18 protein-coding genes, 2 tRNA genes and 1 pseudogene are annotated in these 18,120 nt (G+C 60.7%); 14 read left to right on the top strand and 7 right to left on the bottom strand.

The features are described from left to right. Together K0F85_RS28735 and K0F85_RS12145 are read left to right on the top strand one after the other, a co-directional pair. A pseudogene (locus K0F85_RS28735) lies at window positions 1–352 on the top strand (NAD+ synthase); the annotation flags it as partial. Window positions 353–393: 41 nt separating this feature from the next. Next, window positions 394–732, top strand: coding sequence for a P-II family nitrogen regulator (locus K0F85_RS12145; protein ID WP_034758685.1), 339 nt, complete (start codon window positions 394–396; stop codon window positions 730–732). Between the two features lie 135 nt (window positions 733–867). Here the strand turns inward: K0F85_RS12145 and K0F85_RS12140 are convergent, their stop codons facing one another. The 3 genes from K0F85_RS12140 to trxB all read right to left on the bottom strand — a co-directional run bounded on the left by K0F85_RS12140 (window position 868) and on the right by trxB (window position 3,253). Continuing rightward, complete coding sequence (locus tag K0F85_RS12140) at window positions 868–1,497, bottom strand: trimeric intracellular cation channel family protein (RefSeq protein ID WP_219116269.1); 630 nt, start codon at window positions 1,495–1,497, stop codon at window positions 868–870. A gap of 120 nt (window positions 1,498–1,617) precedes the next feature. Continuing rightward, the gene (locus K0F85_RS12135; protein WP_219116268.1) at window positions 1,618–2,292 is read right to left on the bottom strand and encodes a Smr/MutS family protein; all 675 of its coding nucleotides are present in this window, start codon (window positions 2,290–2,292) and stop codon (window positions 1,618–1,620) included. Window positions 2,293–2,299: 7 nt separating this feature from the next. Further along, window positions 2,300–3,253: a thioredoxin-disulfide reductase gene (trxB, locus tag K0F85_RS12130; protein ID WP_219116267.1), complete on the bottom strand. Its 954-nt coding sequence runs from the start codon at window positions 3,251–3,253 to the stop codon at window positions 2,300–2,302. A 215-nt stretch (window positions 3,254–3,468) separates the two neighbouring features. On the opposite strand from trxB, the gene K0F85_RS12125 reads away from it, so the two are divergent. The 3 genes from K0F85_RS12125 to K0F85_RS12115 all read left to right on the top strand — a co-directional run bounded on the left by K0F85_RS12125 (window position 3,469) and on the right by K0F85_RS12115 (window position 7,881). Continuing rightward, window positions 3,469–5,829, top strand: a complete 2,361-nt coding sequence (locus tag K0F85_RS12125) for a DNA translocase FtsK (protein ID WP_219116266.1) — start codon at window positions 3,469–3,471, stop codon at window positions 5,827–5,829. A gap of 5 nt (window positions 5,830–5,834) precedes the next feature. After that, window positions 5,835–6,491, top strand: coding sequence for an outer membrane lipoprotein chaperone LolA (gene lolA / locus K0F85_RS12120; protein WP_257572715.1), 657 nt, complete (start codon window positions 5,835–5,837; stop codon window positions 6,489–6,491). A gap of 70 nt (window positions 6,492–6,561) precedes the next feature. Beyond that, on the top strand, window positions 6,562–7,881 hold the full coding sequence (locus tag K0F85_RS12115; RefSeq protein ID WP_219116265.1) for a replication-associated recombination protein A: 1,320 nt from the start codon (window positions 6,562–6,564) through the stop codon (window positions 7,879–7,881). Between the two features lie 2 nt (window positions 7,882–7,883). On the opposite strand, the gene K0F85_RS12110 is transcribed toward K0F85_RS12115, so the two are convergent. Together K0F85_RS12110 and K0F85_RS12105 are read right to left on the bottom strand one after the other, a co-directional pair. Next, the gene (locus tag K0F85_RS12110) at window positions 7,884–8,621 is read right to left on the bottom strand and encodes an NAD(P)-dependent oxidoreductase (protein ID WP_219116264.1); all 738 of its coding nucleotides are present in this window, start codon (window positions 8,619–8,621) and stop codon (window positions 7,884–7,886) included. Beyond that, entirely contained in the window at window positions 8,618–8,908 is a 291-nt protein-coding gene (locus K0F85_RS12105; RefSeq protein ID WP_219116263.1) for a DUF2917 domain-containing protein, read from the bottom strand. The genes K0F85_RS12110 and K0F85_RS12105 overlap by 4 nt, the downstream gene beginning before the upstream one ends. A 180-nt stretch (window positions 8,909–9,088) precedes the next feature. Between K0F85_RS12105 and K0F85_RS12100 the strand changes: the two genes are divergently transcribed. From K0F85_RS12100 to K0F85_RS12080, 5 genes are all read left to right on the top strand, one after another. Further along, window positions 9,089–10,510 (top strand): PLP-dependent aminotransferase family protein, encoded by a 1,422-nt coding sequence (locus tag K0F85_RS12100; protein ID WP_219116262.1) that lies wholly within the window; start codon window positions 9,089–9,091, stop codon window positions 10,508–10,510. A 149-nt stretch (window positions 10,511–10,659) separates the two neighbouring features. Continuing rightward, window positions 10,660–10,863: a hypothetical protein gene (locus tag K0F85_RS12095; RefSeq protein ID WP_219116261.1), complete on the top strand. Its 204-nt coding sequence runs from the start codon at window positions 10,660–10,662 to the stop codon at window positions 10,861–10,863. 133 nt (window positions 10,864–10,996) lie between these two features. Then, complete coding sequence (serS, locus tag K0F85_RS12090) at window positions 10,997–12,286, top strand: serine--tRNA ligase (RefSeq protein ID WP_219116260.1); 1,290 nt, start codon at window positions 10,997–10,999, stop codon at window positions 12,284–12,286. A 76-nt stretch (window positions 12,287–12,362) separates the two neighbouring features. Next, a tRNA-Ser gene (locus tag K0F85_RS12085) sits at window positions 12,363–12,452 on the top strand. Between the two features lie 370 nt (window positions 12,453–12,822). Further along, a tRNA-Ser gene (locus K0F85_RS12080) sits at window positions 12,823–12,912 on the top strand. Between the two features lie 161 nt (window positions 12,913–13,073). Here the strand turns inward: K0F85_RS12080 and K0F85_RS12075 are convergent. Beyond that, entirely contained in the window at window positions 13,074–13,673 is a 600-nt protein-coding gene (locus tag K0F85_RS12075; RefSeq protein WP_219116259.1) for a hypothetical protein, read from the bottom strand. 124 nt (window positions 13,674–13,797) lie between these two features. Here K0F85_RS12075 and hisC point away from each other — a divergent pair, with 124 nt between their 5' ends. Then, window positions 13,798–14,856: a histidinol-phosphate transaminase gene (hisC, locus tag K0F85_RS12070; protein WP_219116258.1), complete on the top strand. Its 1,059-nt coding sequence runs from the start codon at window positions 13,798–13,800 to the stop codon at window positions 14,854–14,856. Window positions 14,857–14,903: 47 nt separating this feature from the next. Here hisC and K0F85_RS12065 read toward each other — a convergent pair whose 3' ends face one another. After that, complete coding sequence (locus tag K0F85_RS12065) at window positions 14,904–15,605, bottom strand: FxDxF family PEP-CTERM protein (protein WP_219116257.1); 702 nt, start codon at window positions 15,603–15,605, stop codon at window positions 14,904–14,906. Window positions 15,606–15,819: 214 nt separating this feature from the next. On the opposite strand from K0F85_RS12065, the gene K0F85_RS12060 reads away from it, so the two are divergent. The 3 genes from K0F85_RS12060 to K0F85_RS28730 all read left to right on the top strand — a co-directional run. Then, complete coding sequence (locus tag K0F85_RS12060; protein WP_219116256.1) at window positions 15,820–16,689, top strand: NAD(P)-dependent oxidoreductase; 870 nt, start codon at window positions 15,820–15,822, stop codon at window positions 16,687–16,689. 204 nt (window positions 16,690–16,893) lie between these two features. Further along, a complete protein-coding gene (locus K0F85_RS12055; protein ID WP_101480444.1) occupies window positions 16,894–17,958 on the top strand; it encodes a YeiH family protein in 1,065 nt (354 codons plus the stop codon). A 16-nt stretch (window positions 17,959–17,974) separates the two neighbouring features. Further along, a partial coding sequence (locus K0F85_RS28730) for an FAD-dependent oxidoreductase (RefSeq protein ID WP_257572741.1) occupies window positions 17,975–18,120 on the top strand: 146 nt, incomplete at its 3' end.

Below are 18,120 nucleotides of genomic sequence, written 5' to 3'. Positions count from 1 at the left end.
CAAGACGCTCGTGTACCGTCTGTGCGCCTGGCGCAACAGCATCTCAAGCGTGATACCCGAGCGCATCCTGACGCGCGGACCGTCGGCCGAGTTGCGCGCCGACCAGCTGGACCAGGATTCGCTGCCGCCATACGACGTACTTGACGGCATCATGCAACTGTACATGGAAGAAAACCGGCCGATCGCCGACATTATCGAGGCTGGCTACCCGCCGGCCGACGTGGCCCGGGTCACGCGCCTGATCAAGATCAATGAATACAAGCGGCGCCAGTCGCCGGTGGGCATCCGCGTCACGCACCGTGGCTTCGGCCGCGACTGGCGCTACCCCATCACGTCGAAGTTTTACGAATAAGCAGCCATCTGTCCACAATCCAACAATGTTAAGGAGTAGCCATGAAGCAGATTACAGCCATCATCAAACCATTCAAGCTCGACGAAGTGCGCGAAGCCCTGGCCGATGTGAACGTGACGGGCTTGACCGTGACGGAAGTGAAGGGCTTTGGCCGCCAGAAGGGCCATACCGAGCTGTACCGTGGCGCCGAGTACGTGGTCGACTTCTTGCCGAAGGTTAAAGTCGAAGTGGTGGTGGATGACAGCGTGTCGGAACTGGTGGTTGACGCCATCATCAAGGCAGCCCGCACGGGCAAGATCGGCGACGGCAAGATTTTCGTGCGCGACGTGGAACAAGTGATCCGCATCCGCACGGGTGAGACCGGTCCTGACGCAGTATAGATAGCACCAGCCATAAGCTACTGCGCGTCGCGCTTTGCGGCCTGCGATGCTCGCTGTGCTCCAGCACAGCTGCGCTTCTCAGCCACAAATCGCTGCCGCTCGCTACGCTTCTGGCAGGCGCTATGCAGCTATTGTTTAGCGCCCCAGGCGCATATCGAATTTCCAGCAGATCAGGCGCATCATCGTGATACCGCTGGCGCTGGTCCATAGCGCGAAGTCGTGCTCGGCGCCGAAATGCATCTGCAGCAGGTAGGCCCAGCAGCCGAAAAACGCGCAGATGGCGTACGGTTTGCCGTCGCGAAACACCATCGGCACTTCATTGCAGACGATGTCGCGCATCACGCCGCCAAAAATCCCCGTAATCACCCCCATCATCGAGGCGATGAAGATCGGCATGCCGGCGCGCATCGCTTCGGCCACGCCTGCGATGGCGAACATGCCCAGGCCGATGGCGTCGGCGATGACGATCAGGCGTTCCGAGACGATCTGCCGCAAATGCTGGATCAGGGGTGCGGCCGTCAGGGCCAGTACGAAGATGAGAATCGCGTATTCCTGGTGCGAGACCCAGAACAAGGGCCGCTTGTCGAGCAGGATGTCGCGCAGGGTGCCGCCGCCAAACGCCGTGATGAAGGCCACGACGAACACGCCGACGAGGTCCATGCGCTTGCGTCGCGCTTCGATGAAACCGGAAAACGCGCCCACCAGGATGGCGATGACCTCAATGAACTTGATCAGCGAGCCAGGCGGCAATTGGGGTGGCATCATGGGGGGCGCGCTTGAGCAGGAAATAATTGTCATAGGTTAACATGACACGGCCCCGAATGGTGACAAACGGGGCCGTGCGCCGGGTGTAACTTGTTACTGAGCGTGTTCTTGCTGCTAATCTTAGCGTATGGGCTGCAGCGCGGAAGAAAGCAATACCACCAGCGCGCCATCGCCGCCTTCGGAGCGGCGCGCCTGGCAAAAGGCGATGACTTCATCCTTTTGCACGAGCCAGCTGTGCACCATCGATTTCAAGACGGGTTCCTGGCCTTTCGAGCCAAAACCCTTGCCATGGATCACGCGCACGCAACGCAGCTTGCGCCGCGTCGCCTGGTTCAAAAAGGCGCCGATGCCGTCGCGCGCCTCGTCGCGGCGCAAACCGTGCAAGTCCAGCTCGTCCTGGATGGGCCAGTGGCCCTTGCGCATCTTTTTGACCACGTCCGGTCCCACGCCGGGGCGGGCGTAGTTCAGGGCCGGATCGTTTTCCAGGTAATGGTCGACCTCGAACAAGTCCGACAGCGACTCGCGCAGCACGGCCGCATCGTCCTCTGCCGGAGATAACTTGCGCGCCGGCTGCTGGGCCGCCATGGCGCCTGCCTTGGGCAGGCTGGGCACGTAGCGATCCGACTCGGGCAGGCGCTTGACGCCGCCGATGCTGGCCTTGAACAGATTGCTTTCCACGGCTTGCACCTTGACCTGCTGCGCGCGCTCGGCTGCGGCTTGCGCGCGCGCATCCGCCTGCTCCTTGAGCTGCTTGCTGACCGCTTTCAGGTCGGCAAAGTCTTTCATCGACGCCATGCGACGCTTACTCCTGTCCTTCCAGGTAGCGCTGGGCGTCCAGTGCTGCCATGCAACCCGTGCCGGCGCTGGTGATGGCCTGGCGGTAGATATGGTCTTGCACGTCGCCGGCGGCGAATACGCCCGGCGCACTGGTGGCCGTGGCCATGCCTTCCAGGCCGGTTTTCGTCTTGATGTAGCCGTTGTGCATGTCCAGCTGGCCTTCGAAGATGCCCGTGTTCGGCTTGTGGCCGATGGCGATGAACACGCCATGCACGGAGAGCGCTTCGACCTTGCCGTCGATGGTCGACTTGATGTTCAAGCCCGTCACGCCGCTGTCGTTGCCCGTCACTTCGTCCAGGGTGTGGTTATATTTCAACACGATCTTGCCTTCGGCAACTTTGGCATTCAGGCGGTCGATCAGGATGGCTTCGGCGCGGAACTTGTCGCGGCGGTGGATCAGGGTAACTTTATTGGCAATGTTCGACAGGTACAGCGCCTCCTCGACGGCCGTGTTGCCGCCGCCGACAACGGCCACTTCCTGGTTGCGGTAGAAGAAACCATCGCAGGTGGCGCAGGCGGACACGCCCTTGCCCATGAATTGCGCTTCCGATGGCAGGCCCAGGTATTGCGCGGACGCGCCCGTGGCGATGATCAAGGTGTCGCACGTGTATTCGTGGCTGTCGCCCTTCAGGCGGATCGGTTTTTCGTTGAGGAAGGTGGTGTGGATGTGGTCAAACACGATTTCCGTATTGAAACGCTCGGCGTGTTGCAGCAAACGCTGCATCAGGTCCGGGCCTTGCACGCCCATCGGGTCGCCTGGCCAGTTTTCCACGTCGGTGGTGGTCATCAATTGACCGCCTTGTTCCACGCCGGTAACCAGCATCGGGTTCAGGTTGGCGCGGGCGGCGTAGACGGCGGCGCTGTAGCCGGCTGGGCCGGAGCCGAGGATCAAAACGCGGGCGTGTTTGCTAGTGGTCATGGGAGGCTTCTCTATGAATGGGGTCTATCCGAATTGGGGGCATACGCGCGAAGAACAAGGGCGTATTGCGCTTGCGCAGGCAATCCCAGATTATAGACCAAGCCGCCTGTAGCGACGAATCGTGGGGCCGTCCGGGGCATATATGGCTTAGAATACTTCCTTATTATGGGAAATTCCCTTTCAGAAACATTTATCACCTTGCAGCGCTTCCCAGAATGACTAAACCAGCCCAGGCCAATCAAAATAGCTACACCCGAAAACCGGTCGAACGCCGGCCCCTGCCCAACCGGCTGGTGCGGCTGCTGTCCGAGGCGCGCTGGTTCGCGCTGGCCGCCTTTGCCCTGTATTTCGTGCTGATACTGGCCAGCTTCAACAAGCTCGATCCCGGCTGGTCGCATGCCACCAATGTCGACAAGGTCGCCAACCTGGGTGGCAAGCTGGGCGCGACCTTTTCCGATTTGTTGCTGTATATCTTCGGTTTTTCCGCCTGGTGGTGGTGCATCTGGCTGTTGCGCACGGTATGGAATGGCTACCGCCGCCTGAGTAAGCGCTTCCTGCTGGAAGAGGAAGAGGTGGAGCGCGAGCACCATGTCGAGATGCTGATCCGCATCGTCGGCTTCTCCATCATGCTGATCGGCAGCATGGGCCTCGAATACCTGCGCATGGCGAAAAGCCTGCACGTGCAGTTGCCGCGCGAGCCGGGCGGCGTGCTGGGCCAGCTGGTGGGACACTCGGCCCATGTGGCCTTCGGTTTTACGGGCGCCACCTTGCTGCTGTTGCTGCTGTTCGGCCTGGGCTTTTCCCTGTTCTTCCATGTGTCCTGGCTGCAAGTGGCCGAGCGCATCGGTGGCGCCATCGAAGATGTTTTCAACTGGTTCGTGCTGCGCTACCAGGACCGCGAAGATCGCCGCCAGGGCGAAGTGGCCGCCGTGCGCCGCGACGAAGTGGTGGTCATCGAACGTGCCAAGCATGTGGAAAAGCACGTGGCCGCGCCGCCCGTGAAGATCGAGCCGCAGGTGGTGACCGTGGTGAAATCGGAGCGCGTGGAAAAGGAGCGCCAGGCGCATCTGTTTGAAACTCCCGGTGACGGCAAATTGCCGCCGCTGTCTCTGCTCGATGAAGCGCCGCCTGTGGTGGAAACGGTTTCCGTGGAAACGCTGGAATTTACGAGCCGCCTGATCGAAAAGAAATTGTCCGATTTTGGCGTGGATGCCAAGGTAGTGGCCGCTTACCCTGGTCCCGTGGTGACGCGCTATGAAATCGAGCCGGCCACGGGCGTGAAGGGCAGCCAGATTGTGGGCCTGGCGCGCGACCTGGCCCGTTCGCTGTCCCTGACCTCGATTCGGGTGGTGGAAACCATTCCCGGCAAGAACTATATGGCCCTGGAATTGCCGAATAGCAAACGCCAGATCGTGCGCCTGACGGAAATCCTCGGCTCCAAGGTCTACAACGATGGCGTGTCCAGCCTGACCATTGCGCTGGGCAAGGATATTGCCGGCAAGCCCGTCGTGGCCGACCTGGCCAAGATGCCCCACTTGCTGGTGGCCGGTACCACCGGCTCCGGTAAATCCGTGGGCATCAATGCGACGATTTTGTCGCTGCTGTACAAATCCGACCCGCTCGACGTGCGCCTGATCCTGATCGATCCGAAGATGCTGGAAATGTCCGTCTACGAAGGCATCCCGCACTTGCTGGCGCCCGTCGTCACCGACATGCGCCAGGCGGGCCACGCGCTGAACTGGGCCGTAAACGAGATGGAACGCCGCTACAAGCTGATGAGCAAGATGGGCGTGCGCAACCTGGCGGGCTACAACGCGAAGATTGCCGACGCGAAAAAGCGCGAAGAACACATACCGAATCCGTTCAGCCTGACGCCCGATTCGCCGGAGCCGCTGGATAAACTGCCGACCATCGTCATCATCATCGACGAGCTGGCCGATCTGATGATGGTGGTGGGTAAAAAAGTCGAGGAATTGATCGCGCGTATCGCGCAAAAGGCGCGCGCCGCCGGTTTGCACTTGATTCTGGCCACGCAGCGCCCATCTGTAGACGTGATCACGGGCTTGATCAAGGCGAACATCCCCACGCGTATCGCCTTCCAGGTGTCGTCAAAGATTGACTCGCGCACCATTCTCGACCAGATGGGTGCGGAAACCCTGCTGGGCATGGGCGACATGTTGTACATGCCGCCCGGCACCGGCTTGCCGATGCGCGTGCATGGCGCGTTTGTGTCCGATGAAGAAGTCCACCGCGTTGTCAGCCATTTGAAGCTGCAGGGCGAACCGAATTACATCGAGGGCATCCTCGAAGGCGGCACCCTGGAAGGCGATGGCGCCGAAGGCGGCGCGCCGGGCGAGGGCGGCGGCGAGGCCGATGCCCTGTACGACCAGGCGGTAGCGGTGGTGCTGAAAAACCGCCGCGCCTCGATTTCGCTGGTGCAGCGTCATTTGCGCATCGGCTACAACCGCGCCGCCCGTCTGCTCGAGCAGATGGAGCAGAGCGGGGTGGTATCAACCATGCAATCCAATGGCAACCGGGACATCCTGGTGCCGGCGGCAAGTGCTGAACAAGGGTAAACAGAATGAAGAACACGACTTTCGCAGCAAAAATGATGATGGGTGCGGCCGGCATCGCCTGCAGCCTGCTGTTCGCGGCAAGTGCCTCGGCCAGCGCGCTGGAACAATTCAAGAGCTTTGCCGCCGGCACCAAGTCGGCCAAGGGCGAGTTCGTGCAGCGCCAGGTCAAGAAGGCGGACGCCAGCGGCAAGGCGAAAGTGTCGACGCCGGCCAGCGGCACGTTTGAATTCGCCCGCCCGGGCAAGTTCATCTGGACCTATCTGAAGCCTTACGAACAGTTGCTGCAAGCCGATGGCGACAAGCTGTATATCTACGACAAGGACTTGAGCCAGGTGACGGTCAAGAAACTGGGCGACGCCCTCGGTTCCTCGCCAGCGGCCATCCTGTTTGGCAGCAACGACCTGGAAAAGAATTTCACCCTGGCCGAGGCGGGCACGCGCGATGGCCTGGAATGGCTGAAGGCAACGCCGAAGGCCAAGGATACGACGTTTGATGAAATCACCATCGGCCTGCGCAACGGCGTGCCCGAAGCGATGGAATTGCGTGACTCGTTCGGCCAGACGTCGGTGTTGTCGTTCAAGAATTTCCAGAAAAATCCGGCGCTGGCAGCGAACCATTTCAAATTCGTGATGCCTAAAGGCGCGGACGTCATTAATAACTGATTGTTGACGTCTTGTTGTTGACCGGCCTCGCAGCGATGCGGGGCCTTTGCATTCTTACCCGGTACCTATTATGGCGGATCTCTTTTCCACCGCACCGCGCCAGCCGCTGGCCGAAGCCTTGCGGCCTGCTACCCTCAACGAAGTCATTGGCCAGACGCATCTGCTGGGCGTGGGCAAGCCGCTGCGCCTGGCATTCGAGGCGGGCAAGGCCCATTCGATGATCTTGTGGGGGCCGCCCGGCGTGGGCAAGACCACCCTGGCGCGTTTGATGGCGAACGCCTTCGACAGCGAATTCATCGCTTTGTCGGCCGTGTTTGCCGGCGTGAAAGATATCCGCGCCGCCATGGACCAGGCCCGCCACAGCCTAGACCAGTTCGGCAAGCACACCTTGTTGTTCGTCGACGAGATACACAGGTTCAACAAATCGCAACAGGATGCCTTGTTGCCGTTTGTCGAATCAGGTCTGGTGACGTTTATCGGCGCGACGACGGAAAACCCCAGCTTCGAAGTCAATTCGGCGCTGCTGTCGCGCGCGCAAGTGTATGTATTGAAATCGCTCAGCGAAGACGAGATGAAGCTGTTGCTGGCCAAGGCGCAGTCGACGGCACTGACGCACCTGAGCTTTGACGAGGCGGCTGCCGATACCCTGATCGGCTACGCGGACGGCGATGCGCGGCGCTTCCTGAACTTGCTGGAGCAGGCCGAGACGGCCGCCAGCTCGACGGGCACGACGACAATCGATGCGGCCTTCGTCGACAATGCGCTGACCCTCAATTCGCGCCGCTTCGACAAGGGTGGCGACAATTTCTATGACCAGATTTCCGCACTGCATAAATCCGTGCGGGGTTCGAACCCGGACGCGGCCCTGTACTGGTTTTGCCGCATGATTGATGGCGGCGCCGACCCGCGCTACCTGTCGCGGCGCATCGTGCGCATGGCCTGGGAAGACATCGGCCTGGCCGACCCCCGCGCCTTGACCATGGCCAACGACGCGGCGGCAACCTATGAACGCCTGGGTTCACCCGAAGGCGAGCTGGCCTTGGGCCAGGCCGTGATTTACCTGGCGATTGCCGCGAAAAGCAATGCCGGCTACAACGCCTTCAATACGGCCATGGCGTTTGTGAAGAAAGATAAATCCAAGGAAGTGCCCGTGCACTTGCGCAATGCGCCGACGAAACTGATGAAGGAACTCGGTTACGGCCACGCTTACCGCTATGCACACGACGAGCCTGATGCTTACGCGGCCGGCGAAACCTATTTCCCGGACGGCATGGACGAACCGGGCTGGTACCAGCCCGTGCCGCGCGGCCTGGAAAGCAAGATCGCCGATAAATTGGCGTGGCTGCGCGAGCTGGACAGGAAAGCAGGAAAACCAGCCGGCAAAGGCTGAGGCTACAAGCCTAGCAAGGCAAAACCGTCATCCTGCGGCGCGTAGCCCACCAACTGGCGCGTCGCTGTTATCGACAGGCGTTTATAGCGGTTGTCCGACACGCCATGCACGACGTGGTAGCCGGCCGTCACGTCGGCGGCGATGCAGCGGGCCAGCAGCTGCACCACGTCGCGCTCGCTGATGAAGGCGGCGATGTCGCGCGCGCTGTGCTGTTGACCTGGCGCAAAGTGGGCCACGTTGGCGATGCGCACGGCAATCGCCGTCATGCCATGCTGGTGCGCGAACGCGCAGGCCACGCCTTCGCCGAAGGCCTTGCTGGCGCCATACATGTTCGCTGGCCGGGCCGGCATGCTTTCCTGCACCTGCATATCGAGCGGATAGCCTTCGATGGCTTGCGCGCTACTGGCAAAAACCACTTTTTTCACACCTTGTGCCTGTGCCGCGCGGAAGATGTTGTGCGTGCCGATGATGTTCGGCTGCAGCAATTGCGCATCGAAATCGGCGCTGGCATGTGGTACGCCAGCCAGGTGCAGCAGCACGTCGATGCCGGCGCAGGCAGCCAGGCAAGCGTTGTAGTCGCTCACGTCGAGCTGAATGGATGGGCAGGGCGCATCGGCCAGCTTGCCGGTGTGCAGGTCGGCCAGGCGCAGGGAGAATTCCCCGTGCCGGCGCTTCCAGAAAGCGGTGCCGATGATGCCGGCGGCGCCCGTGACGAGGACGCGCAGTGTTGCTTGATTCATGTATTGCTTGCATTCAGTGTGTGAGGCAGTGCCAGGTTCAGCCAGCGCAGCAGGGCGGGGCGCGGTGTGGCCGTCCCATGCACGCGGATGTGTCCGCTACCCACGGCTTCGACCAGCACCAGGCCGTCATTCGGTATCGTGTAGCGTTCGCCGCTGCGCAGCACGTAATCCTCGAACTGGGCGTAGGCCGTGATCCACGCCGTGCCGGACAGGCATTCGATGACCCTGGCGTGGGATTTTTCCAGGCGTAAAGGCCGTTCGCTGCGCAATTCGTGGTCGGTATGCATGGCATTGCTCCTGTTGTGCTGACAGGAACAGCTTAGGCGCTTGTGGTGAACCATGACAGATGCAGGAAAACGAAATTGTGATGCATACAGTGTGCCTTGTCGTAGACTGTGCTTGTTAAAAAATCGGGCAACTGTATCTGTGCGTGCCGCGCGCGGCAGCCGCATACTGAAGGGATGAACATGGGCGCGCATATCAATCTGTACGAGCACCTGGCCAACGAGCTGGGCGCCTTGATCGACTCGCGCGTGTTCGCGCCCGGCGACCGCCTGCCGTCGATCCGCCACCTGGCGCAGCAAAAGCGCATCTCTGTCAGCACCGTGATGCAAGCCTTGCGCCTGATGGAAGACCGTGGGCAAGTCGATGCGCGGCCTCAGTCCGGTTATTTCGTGCGCCACCGCGCGCCGCGCCGGCCCTGCAGTGCAGACGCCCAGCACTTGAAGGCGCCGGCCTTTGTCGGCATCAATAATCTCTTGATGCGCGTACTGAAGGATAATGAAACGGCGAATATCGTGCAGCTGGGCACGGCGTGGCCGCCGGACGAGATACTGCCGATCAAGCGCATGCAGCGCACTATCAGCGCGGTGGCGCGGCGCGAGCCCGCTTTGTTGAGCAAGGTCAGCTGCTACGACGTCAGCGAAGGCAATTTCTTGCGCCAGGTCACGCGCCGCGCGCTGGACTGGGGCAAGCTCGACCCGAACGAGATCGTCGTGACGAATTCCTGCACGGAGGCGATCAGTTTATGCCTGCGGGCCGTGGCCAGGCCGGGCGATACCATCGCCATCGAGTCGGCCACGTATTTCGTGCTGCTGCAGATGATCGAAAGCCTGGGCATGAAGGCGCTGGAAATTCCCACCGACCCGAAGACGGGGCCGTCGCTCGACGCGCTCGAGCTGGCCATGCGCGCCGGCCTCGTGCAAGCGTGCCTGTTCGTGCCGAACGCGAATAATCCGCTCGGTTGCGTCATGCCGGAAGCAAACAAGAAGCGGCTCGCTGGCCTGCTGTCGCAATTCAATATTCCGCTGGTGGAAGACGATGTATATGGCGACCTGTGCTTTGCGCCGCAGCGGCCGTGGCCCGTCAAGGCTTACGACACGAGCGGCAACGTTTTATTGTGCTCCTCGTTTTCCAAAGCCATCACGCCCGCCTCGCGCGTCGGTTACGTGCTGGCCGGGCGTTTCGCGCAGGAAGTGGCCTTGCTGAAAACCGTGTCGAGCGGCGCCACCAGCCATTTCTTCCAGGCCGTGCTGGCGGATTTTTTGGAAGGCAGCAGCTACGACCAGCAGCTGCGCAAGATGCGGCGCACCCTGGTGCAGCGCATCGCGCGCATGTCCGACGCCGTGGCGGCCAGCTTTCCGCATGAGTGCATGCTGTCCGAGCCGCAGGGCGGTTTCGTGCTGTGGGTGCAGATGCCGCCGCAAGTCGATGCGCTGGCCCTGCACGGCCGGGCGATCGCGGACGGCGTGGCGTATATGCCGGGCCAGCTGTTTTCTGCCTCGGGCAAGTTCGGCAATTATCTGCGCCTCAATTGCGGCAATGCCTGGACGCCGCGCATCGAGCAGGCCATCGGCCGCCTCGGCCGTCTGGTGCATGAGGCCTTGTAACTATTCTTTGCGTTTCAGTCCCCGTTTTTCACCGTTCGCTCCCTGTTTTTCGCCGCTGGTCGCAAGCCGGTGGCCTTCTTCGTGGCCGTTGGCTAAAGTACCACCATACCAGCAGCAGTCAACGACGCAAACTAACCAGGAGTCACATCATGCACGCATTGAAAAACATGGAAATCACCTTTGTCGCCGCCGCCATTATCGCCATCGGCGCCAGCTTCGCCAGCGCCGGTGCGAATACGGTGGAAGTGAGCGCCAGCAGCACCGTGATCGCCCAGGCCACCGACACCACGATGCCCGTCGTCACCGTGAGCGCCCGCCGCCTCACCGCGGCCGAAAAAGCCGCCTTTATCTGAGGCAAGCTGTAAAGCGGGCGCGAGTGCCCAGCTACGCTGCCATGACGATGGTGGGTCGTGTGCAAAACTCATCGAAGTGAACGGGGTCTTGGTACAATGAGTGCTTTCGATACATCGGCACCGCCATCCTCCCATGATAGATATCCAACTTCTCCGTAAAGACATCGCCACCGTCGCAGAACGCCTGGCGACGCGCAAATTCCAGCTCGACGTGGCAGGTTTCAATGCCCTCGAAGCCGAACGCAAGGCGATCCAGACGCGCACCGAAGAGCTGCAGGGCAAGCGCAATGCGCTGTCCAAGCAAATCGGCATGTTGAAAGGCAAGGGGGAAGACACCTCGGCCGTGATGGCGCAAGTGGCCGGCCTGGGCGATGAGCTGAAAGCCGATGAAGCGGCCCTGACCCTGGTGCAAGCCAAGCTGAGCGATTTCATCATGGCCGTGCCGAATTTGCCGCACGAATCGTCGCCCGTGGGCACGGACGAGTCGGGCAACGTGGAAGTGCGCAAGGTTGGCACGCCACGCACCTTCGAGTTCGAAGTCAAGGATCACGTCGACGTGGGCGCCCCGCTGGGCCTGGATTTCGAAGTGGCCACCAAGCTGACCGGTTCGCGCTTCTCCGTCATGAAGGGCGGCATCGCCCGTTTGCACCGCGCGCTGGCGCAATTCATGCTGAACACGCACGTGGACGAGCACGGCTACACGGAATGCTATACCCCGTACATGGTCAACGCCGATTCGCTGCGCGGCACGGGCCAGTTGCCAAAATTCGAAGCCGATCTGTTCTCGGTGAAAAAAGGCGGCGCGGAAGGCGAGGGCGAAACCTTCTACCTGATCCCCACGTCGGAAGTATCGTTGACCAATATTGCGCGCGACGAAATCCTGGCGCTCGATCAATTGCCCCTGAAAATGACGGCCCACACGCCATGCTTCCGCTCGGAAGCGGGTAGCTACGGCCGCGACACGCGCGGCATGATCCGCCAGCATCAGTTCGACAAGGTGGAAATGGTGCAAGTGGTGCATCCGGACACTTCCTACCAGGTGCTCGATGAAATGGTCGGCCATGCTGAAACGATATTGCAACGCCTGGGTCTGCCATACCGCGTGATGTCGCTGTGCACGGGCGACATGGGTTTCGGCGCCACCAAGACCTTCGACCTGGAAGTGTGGTTGCCAGCGCAAAACACCTACCGCGAAATTTCGTCCCTGTCGAACTGCGAAGCCTTCCAGGCCCGCCGCATGCAGGCACGTTTCCGCAACGCTGCCGGCAAGCCGGAACTGGCGCACACCCTGAACGGCTCTGGCCTGGCAGTGGGCCGCACTTTGGTGGCCGTGCTGGAAAACTACCAGCAAGCGGACGGCAGCGTCGAGATCCCGCCAGTGCTGCGCCCGTACATGGGTGGCCTGACGCATCTGAAGGCTTAAAATAGTCCTTTTCTTTTTGTCGCGGGCTGCTATAATCTTGCCTTCTCGCAGAAATGCGGGAGAGACCGCAGCAAATGGAGAGGTGGCAGAGTGGTCGAATGTACTTGACTCGAAATCAAGCGTACGTTAAATCGTACCGTGGGTTCGAATCCCACCCTCTCCGCCAGAACAAATAGAAAAAGCTCCCGCAAGGGAGCTTTTTTTATTTGTGCCGGCGAAGAGGAGTACGCCCCCTGCGGGGCGTACGCGTGGGATTCGAAGACGAGCGCGTACTCGCGCGAGGCTCCCCGAATCGTCCAATTGGATTTTGCCTTGGTGTACGCAGGCACGAGGCTCCCCGAATCGTCCAATTGGTTTTTGCCTTGGTGTCCGCGGGCGCGAGGCTCCCGGAATCGCCCATATGGATTTTGATTTCAGTGACCAGCCCTCAGTTGCAAATCGCCAATAAAACCCCTACCCAACTGAACAATGCCCATGCTAAAATAGCGCCTCGTTCAAACCGGCACGCCAGTTTGAACAAATAGACCGCAGTAAACGGAGAGGTGGCAGAGTGGTCGAATGTACTTGACTCGAAATCAAGCGTACGTTAAATCGTACCGTGGGTTCGAATCCCACCCTCTCCGCCAGAATACATAAGAGAAGCTCCCGCAAGGGAGCTTTTTTTATTTCCGCAACGCTAGAAAATCAGCAGCGTATCAATGCAGGTAGAAAAACCGCCCAAAGCGCGCAGCGCAAGACGTTTTTTCTCCATTCAGGCTTGACTTGCCAGCCCACCCGCCAGCGCGAGCTAGTGTACCAGCCTCGCCACCGCAAACGCCACGCCCGACATGGCCATTATCGTCCCGATACACGACACGATGATAGCCGACTTCGCCTCAGCCACATCGGACTTGGTCGCATAATTGGAGCGCACTACCGCCATGTCCAGTTTCAAATTGCCGACATCCGTCTTGAGAACAGCGACATCCGTTTTCAGACCGGCCACATCCACCTTGAGGTCCGCCACATCCACCTTCAAATCAGCAACGTCCAGTTTCACACCCGCCAAGTCTTTTCCCAGCGTGTTGACTTGCTCGTCCATGACCCCATCCTCCGCACTATTCACTTCATGCTCCTCGCTTTTTTCACCGCTGTCAAACAGTGTCCCGAGGGTATCGTGCATGGCCCTGCTATTCCTTGCCAGGCGTTGCGTCAGTGCCGTCGCGCGCTGCAAGTCGGCCATTCCTTCGCCCTGTAGTTGGCCAGAGGCAGCCTGCAATTCGATGGTGATCTGTTCGCCTAGGCTGGCAGCGACCTGCAGCCATGCATCGATCTTGCGCTGGCGCGCCTGTTGCGTCAGCGTGCCTTGCCGCACCCGCATATCGCTCAGCTTGTGCATGCTGTTCATGCCGCGTCCTCCTCACCTTGGAGCCGATGCTGCTCACGCTAACCCGCGCCGCTGCAAGCCACCTTGACCCTGCTCAGCCTATGGTAATCTACCCCCTCCCATCCTGCCCCCACCAATACAAGCAATGAGCCGATTCTGGAGTAACATCGTCAGCGAGCTGACCCCCTACATCCCCGGCGAGCAGCCGAAACTGCCCGACCTGGTCAAACTCAACACCAATGAAAACCCTTACGGCCCATCGCCCCAGGTGCTGGCCGCGCTGCGCGAAGCAAGTCACGACAGCTTGCGCCTGTATCCGGACCCGTCGGCCAGCGAACTGAAGCAAACGCTGGCCGACTACCACGGCTTGACCAGTGCGCAAGTGTTCGTCGGCAACGGTTCAGACGAAGTGCTGGCGCTGGCCTTCATGGCTTTGCTCAAGCATGATGCGCCGCTGCTATTCCCCGACATCAGCTACAGTTTCTATCCCGTGTATTGCAAGCTGTACGGCATCGATTACCGCACGGTAGCGCTCGACGAGTCCATGCGCATCCGCACGGAAGACTATCAGGGGCCATGCGGCGCCATCATCTTCCCCAATCCCAATGCGCCCACGGGCGTGGACTTGCCGCTGGCCGGCGTGGAAACCCTGCTGCGCGAGCATCCCGATGCCGTGGTGGTGGTCGATGAAGCCTATGTGGATTTCGGAGGGGAAAGTAGTGTGGCCCTGGTCGACCGTTATCCGAACTTGCTGGTGGTGCAGACGTTCTCAAAATCGCGCTCGCTGGCCGGCTTGCGCGTGGGCTGTGCCTTCGGGCATCCTGACCTGATCGAGGCGCTGGAAAGAGTGAAGAACAGTTTCAATTCGTATCCGCTGGACCGGCTGGCGCTGGCCGGTGCCGTGGCGTCGCTGCATGACGAAGCGTATTTTCAGCAGACGCGCCAGGCCGTCATCGCCAGCCGTGAACAGCTGACGGCGGACCTGGCGGCGTTGGGTTTCGAGGTGCTGCCTTCGGTGGCCAACTTTGTCTTTGCCCGCCACCCGCAGCATGAAGCGTCGCAACTGGCGGCCGGTTTGCGTGCCCGCGCCGTGATCGTGCGCCATTTCAATGCGCCGCGCATCAGCCAGTATTTGCGCATCAGCATCGGTAACGCGGGTGAATGCGCGGCCCTGATGGCGGCCTTGCGCGAGCTGTTGTCGTGATGGCAGACCTGGTATGGCTGCAGGCAGCCTTACCAGGCGCCAGTGGCTTAGCCTTGGCTGGTCCGGCGGCGGCGTGCCATGAAGCCCAGCAAACCCAGACCGCCCAACAGCATGCCGTAAGTGGCTGGCTCCGGTACGGCCGACACGGTCAGGTTATTGATGGTTGGCCAGATACCAACCTGTCCGGCAGTGCTGACGCTCAGGTCGGAGAAGGCGCCCGACGATAAGAAGCCGATAAATGACGCCTGCGTCGGCAAGGTCAACTCGTAGGTGAGCATTTCACCCAGCGCATTGCGGGCGGTCAGGGTGACGCTTTGGCTGTCGGCGTATTCACCGACAAAGTCCGACCCAAAGAAGAATCCCCCCACGCCACGCACGGCGCTGGAAAAGTTGGAGAACAATACGCTGTCGTTGCGGTCGTTCGTACTCAGCCAGTTGTCACTGCCCGTGCCGGCGCCATACAGAATGGGCGAGACGCCAACGCTGCTTGCTGTGTAGGCGTAGCTGCCAGCGCTACGGTTCAGGGGACCGCCAAGGCTATCGATCGGCAAATCATCAAAGGTATCGACACCGGTATTGCCTACGGCTGCCAGATAAGCAGACTGGCTGGTAAAGACCGTGATGTCAGCCTGTGCAGCGCTGGCGGCGAGCAGCAGGACGGCTGCGCTCATGATTTTCAGGCGGGAGAATGTGGTTTGCAAGATGGACTCCTTAACAGGGATGGGGAAAAGGGTGGTGGCACTGTGCATTGAAATTTCTAATGCTAATTCAATATAGTATTTGCTAGAAAAAAATGCAATATAAAGTTTCTTTATGATAATTCCTATCTTGCATAGTTGACATGCAGATGTTCCTCATGCGCCACTGCTTGCGCACCTTGCTGGCCAGATGGTCGCGCCATGCTGCCGGCACAGGCCATTTGTGCAACAATAATCAGATTCATACATCGACAGGACGGACAATATGGCAAAAGTGGCATTCATCGGTTTGGGCGTCATGGGTTTCCCCATGGCAGGTCACCTGGCGGCGGGCGGGCACGACGTTACCGTGTACAACCGCAACCCGGCCCGCGCAGCCGCCTGGCTGGAACTGCATAAGGGCAGCAGCGCCGTCACGCCGGCCGCCGCTGCCGCAGGTGCCGAGTTCGTCTTCACGTGCATCGGCAACGACAACGATCTGTATCAAGTCATCCTGGAAGAGGGCGGCTTGCTGTCTGCCATGGCGCCGGGCAGCATCCTGATCGACCACACAACAGCGTCCGCCGAAGCAGCGCGTACCCTCCACGCGGCGGCGCAAGAGAAGGGCGTGTTCTTCCTCGACGCGCCCGTGTCCGGCGGCCAGGCGGGTGCGGAAAACGGCAAGCTGACGGTGATGGCGGGCGGCGATGCTGAGGCCTACGCGCGGGCTGAACCCGTCATCGCCCTGTTCGCGCGCGCCGTCACCTTCATGGGCGCCTCCGGCTCGGGCCAGCTGACGAAGATGGTCAACCAGATCTGCATCGCGGGTCTGGTGCAGGCCCTCAGCGAAGGCATTGCCTTTGCGGAAAACGCGGGCCTCGATGCGGCGCTGGTCGTGGACGTGATTTCCAAGGGCGCGGCGCAGTCGTGGCAGCTGGAAAACCGCGGCAAGACCATGATAGAGCGCAAGTTCGACTTCGGTTTCGCCGTCGACCTGATGCGCAAGGACCTGGGCATCTGCCTCGCCGAGGCCAAGCGCAACGGCAGCGACCTGCCCGTGACGACCTTGACGGACCAGTTCTATGGCGAAGTGCAGCAGGCAGGCGGCAACCGCTATGACACGTCCAGCCTGATTACCCGTCTGAACAAGAAGTAAGCTTTCAAACACCAGCAACGGCGGCGCGTCCCTGCAAAGGGCCGCGCCGCTCGTCGTTTACGCCAGCATTAACCTTAAAACGTCAGTTTCCGGAACATCCGGTTTCGATTTTCATGGAAAAGCATGGACTTCGCTAGCTCATCGTGTATTATTAAAAAACGAGATGAAATGTCCCAATTTTTAAAACATCATGAGCGGACCCGCATGAAAACCAACTCCTCAGCGATAACACGCGTTGTCGACAAGAACATTCCCTACCTGTCTTCCGCCGTCGCCATCTGGCGGCCCCGCGCCGTGCTGCGCAGCTGGCCCGGCGTGGCCATCGCGCTGGTGATCGCCCTGTCGGCCACCTTTATTTCCAGCAATTACGGCGGTCCCCAGCTGCTGTATGCGCTGTTCTTCGGCCTGGCCTTCCACTTCCTCGCCTCAGACCCCACCTGCAAGCCCGGCATCGAATTTTGCAGCAAGGTGTTGCTGCGCACGGGCGTGGCCCTGCTGGGCGCGCGCATCACCTTCAACCAGATCGCCTCGGTTGGCGTGACGCCCTTGCTGATCGTCGTCGGTGGCCTGATCGCCACCCTGGGTTTTGGCTATCTGCTGGCCAAGTGGCTGAAACGGCCCATCACGGAAGGGATTTTGTCGGGCGGCTCCGTGGCCATCTGTGGTGCCTCGGCCGCGCTGGCCATTTCCGCGGTGCTGCCGCAAACCAAGGAAAACGAAAAGTTCACCCTGCTGACAGTGGTGGGCGTGACGTCGCTGTCGACCCTGGCCATGATCGTCTATCCGCTGCTGGTCAAGCTGCTGGGCTTTGATCCGACGGAAGCGGGCGTGTTCATCGGCGGCACCATCCATGACGTGGCGCAAGTGGTGGGCGCCGGTTACCTGGTAAGCAACCATACGGGCGACGTGGCCACCTTCGTGAAGCTGACGCGCGTGGCTTGCCTCGTGCCTGTCGTGCTGGGCCTGTCGATCATGTTCAAGCGCAAGGATGGCAAGAGCGAAGTCGATGCGCCGCCACTGGTGCCTTTCTTTCTGATCGGTTTTGTCTGGCTGGTGATTACCAACAGCCTGGGCTTGATCCCGCAGGAAGTGAATGGCTGGATCAACAATGCTTCGCGCGCCTGTCTCGTCATCGCCATCGCCGCCCTGGGCGTGAAAACCTCGTTCCAGTCGCTGGCCTCGCTGGGCTGGCGTCCCGTGATCATGCTGGTGATGGAAACGGTGTGGATCGCCGCCTTCGTCGCCATCGCCGTGTTGCTGACGCGCTGATTCCGGGCCATCTGCCATGAAGATCCTTGTCCTCGGCGCCGGCGTGGTCGGCACGGCATCGGCCTGGTATTTGCGCCAGGCGGGCCACGACGTGCGCGTGCTCGAGCGCCAGGCGGGCGCCGCGCAAGAAACCAGTTTTGCTAACGGCGGGCAGATTTCCGT

Source organism: Janthinobacterium sp. UMAB-56, assembly GCF_900095265.1.
In the GTDB taxonomy this organism is placed as follows: domain Bacteria; phylum Pseudomonadota; class Gammaproteobacteria; order Burkholderiales; family Burkholderiaceae_D; genus Janthinobacterium.
The sequence above is the reverse complement of the archived record's forward strand: the minus strand, read 5'-3'. Positions and strand labels throughout refer to the sequence as shown.

What these genes read in the sequence shown, in the direction of transcription:
- K0F85_RS12065 (WP_219116257.1), bottom strand. Translation starts at nt 15,605, where the DNA reads ATGCACAGTGCCACCACCCTTTTCCCCATCCCTGTTAAGGAGTCCATC.
- trxB (WP_219116267.1), bottom strand. Translation starts at nt 3,253, where the DNA reads ATGACCACTAGCAAACACGCCCGCGTTTTGATCCTCGGCTCCGGCCCA.
- K0F85_RS12145 (WP_034758685.1), top strand. Translation starts at nt 394, where the DNA reads ATGAAGCAGATTACAGCCATCATCAAACCATTCAAGCTCGACGAAGTG.
- K0F85_RS12095 (WP_219116261.1), top strand. Translation starts at nt 10,660, where the DNA reads ATGCACGCATTGAAAAACATGGAAATCACCTTTGTCGCCGCCGCCATT.
- K0F85_RS12060 (WP_219116256.1), top strand. Translation starts at nt 15,820, where the DNA reads ATGGCAAAAGTGGCATTCATCGGTTTGGGCGTCATGGGTTTCCCCATG.
- lolA (WP_257572715.1), top strand. Translation starts at nt 5,835, where the DNA reads ATGAAGAACACGACTTTCGCAGCAAAAATGATGATGGGTGCGGCCGGC.
- K0F85_RS12075 (WP_219116259.1), bottom strand. Translation starts at nt 13,673, where the DNA reads ATGAACAGCATGCACAAGCTGAGCGATATGCGGGTGCGGCAAGGCACG.
- K0F85_RS12125 (WP_219116266.1), top strand. Translation starts at nt 3,469, where the DNA reads ATGACTAAACCAGCCCAGGCCAATCAAAATAGCTACACCCGAAAACCG.
- serS (WP_219116260.1), top strand. Translation starts at nt 10,997, where the DNA reads ATGATAGATATCCAACTTCTCCGTAAAGACATCGCCACCGTCGCAGAA.
- hisC (WP_219116258.1), top strand. Translation starts at nt 13,798, where the DNA reads ATGAGCCGATTCTGGAGTAACATCGTCAGCGAGCTGACCCCCTACATC.
- K0F85_RS12110 (WP_219116264.1), bottom strand. Translation starts at nt 8,621, where the DNA reads ATGAATCAAGCAACACTGCGCGTCCTCGTCACGGGCGCCGCCGGCATC.
- K0F85_RS12115 (WP_219116265.1), top strand. Translation starts at nt 6,562, where the DNA reads ATGGCGGATCTCTTTTCCACCGCACCGCGCCAGCCGCTGGCCGAAGCC.
- K0F85_RS12100 (WP_219116262.1), top strand. Translation starts at nt 9,089, where the DNA reads ATGGGCGCGCATATCAATCTGTACGAGCACCTGGCCAACGAGCTGGGC.
- K0F85_RS12105 (WP_219116263.1), bottom strand. Translation starts at nt 8,908, where the DNA reads ATGCATACCGACCACGAATTGCGCAGCGAACGGCCTTTACGCCTGGAA.
- K0F85_RS12055 (WP_101480444.1), top strand. Translation starts at nt 16,894, where the DNA reads ATGAAAACCAACTCCTCAGCGATAACACGCGTTGTCGACAAGAACATT.
- K0F85_RS12135 (WP_219116268.1), bottom strand. Translation starts at nt 2,292, where the DNA reads ATGGCGTCGATGAAAGACTTTGCCGACCTGAAAGCGGTCAGCAAGCAG.
- K0F85_RS12140 (WP_219116269.1), bottom strand. Translation starts at nt 1,497, where the DNA reads ATGATGCCACCCCAATTGCCGCCTGGCTCGCTGATCAAGTTCATTGAG.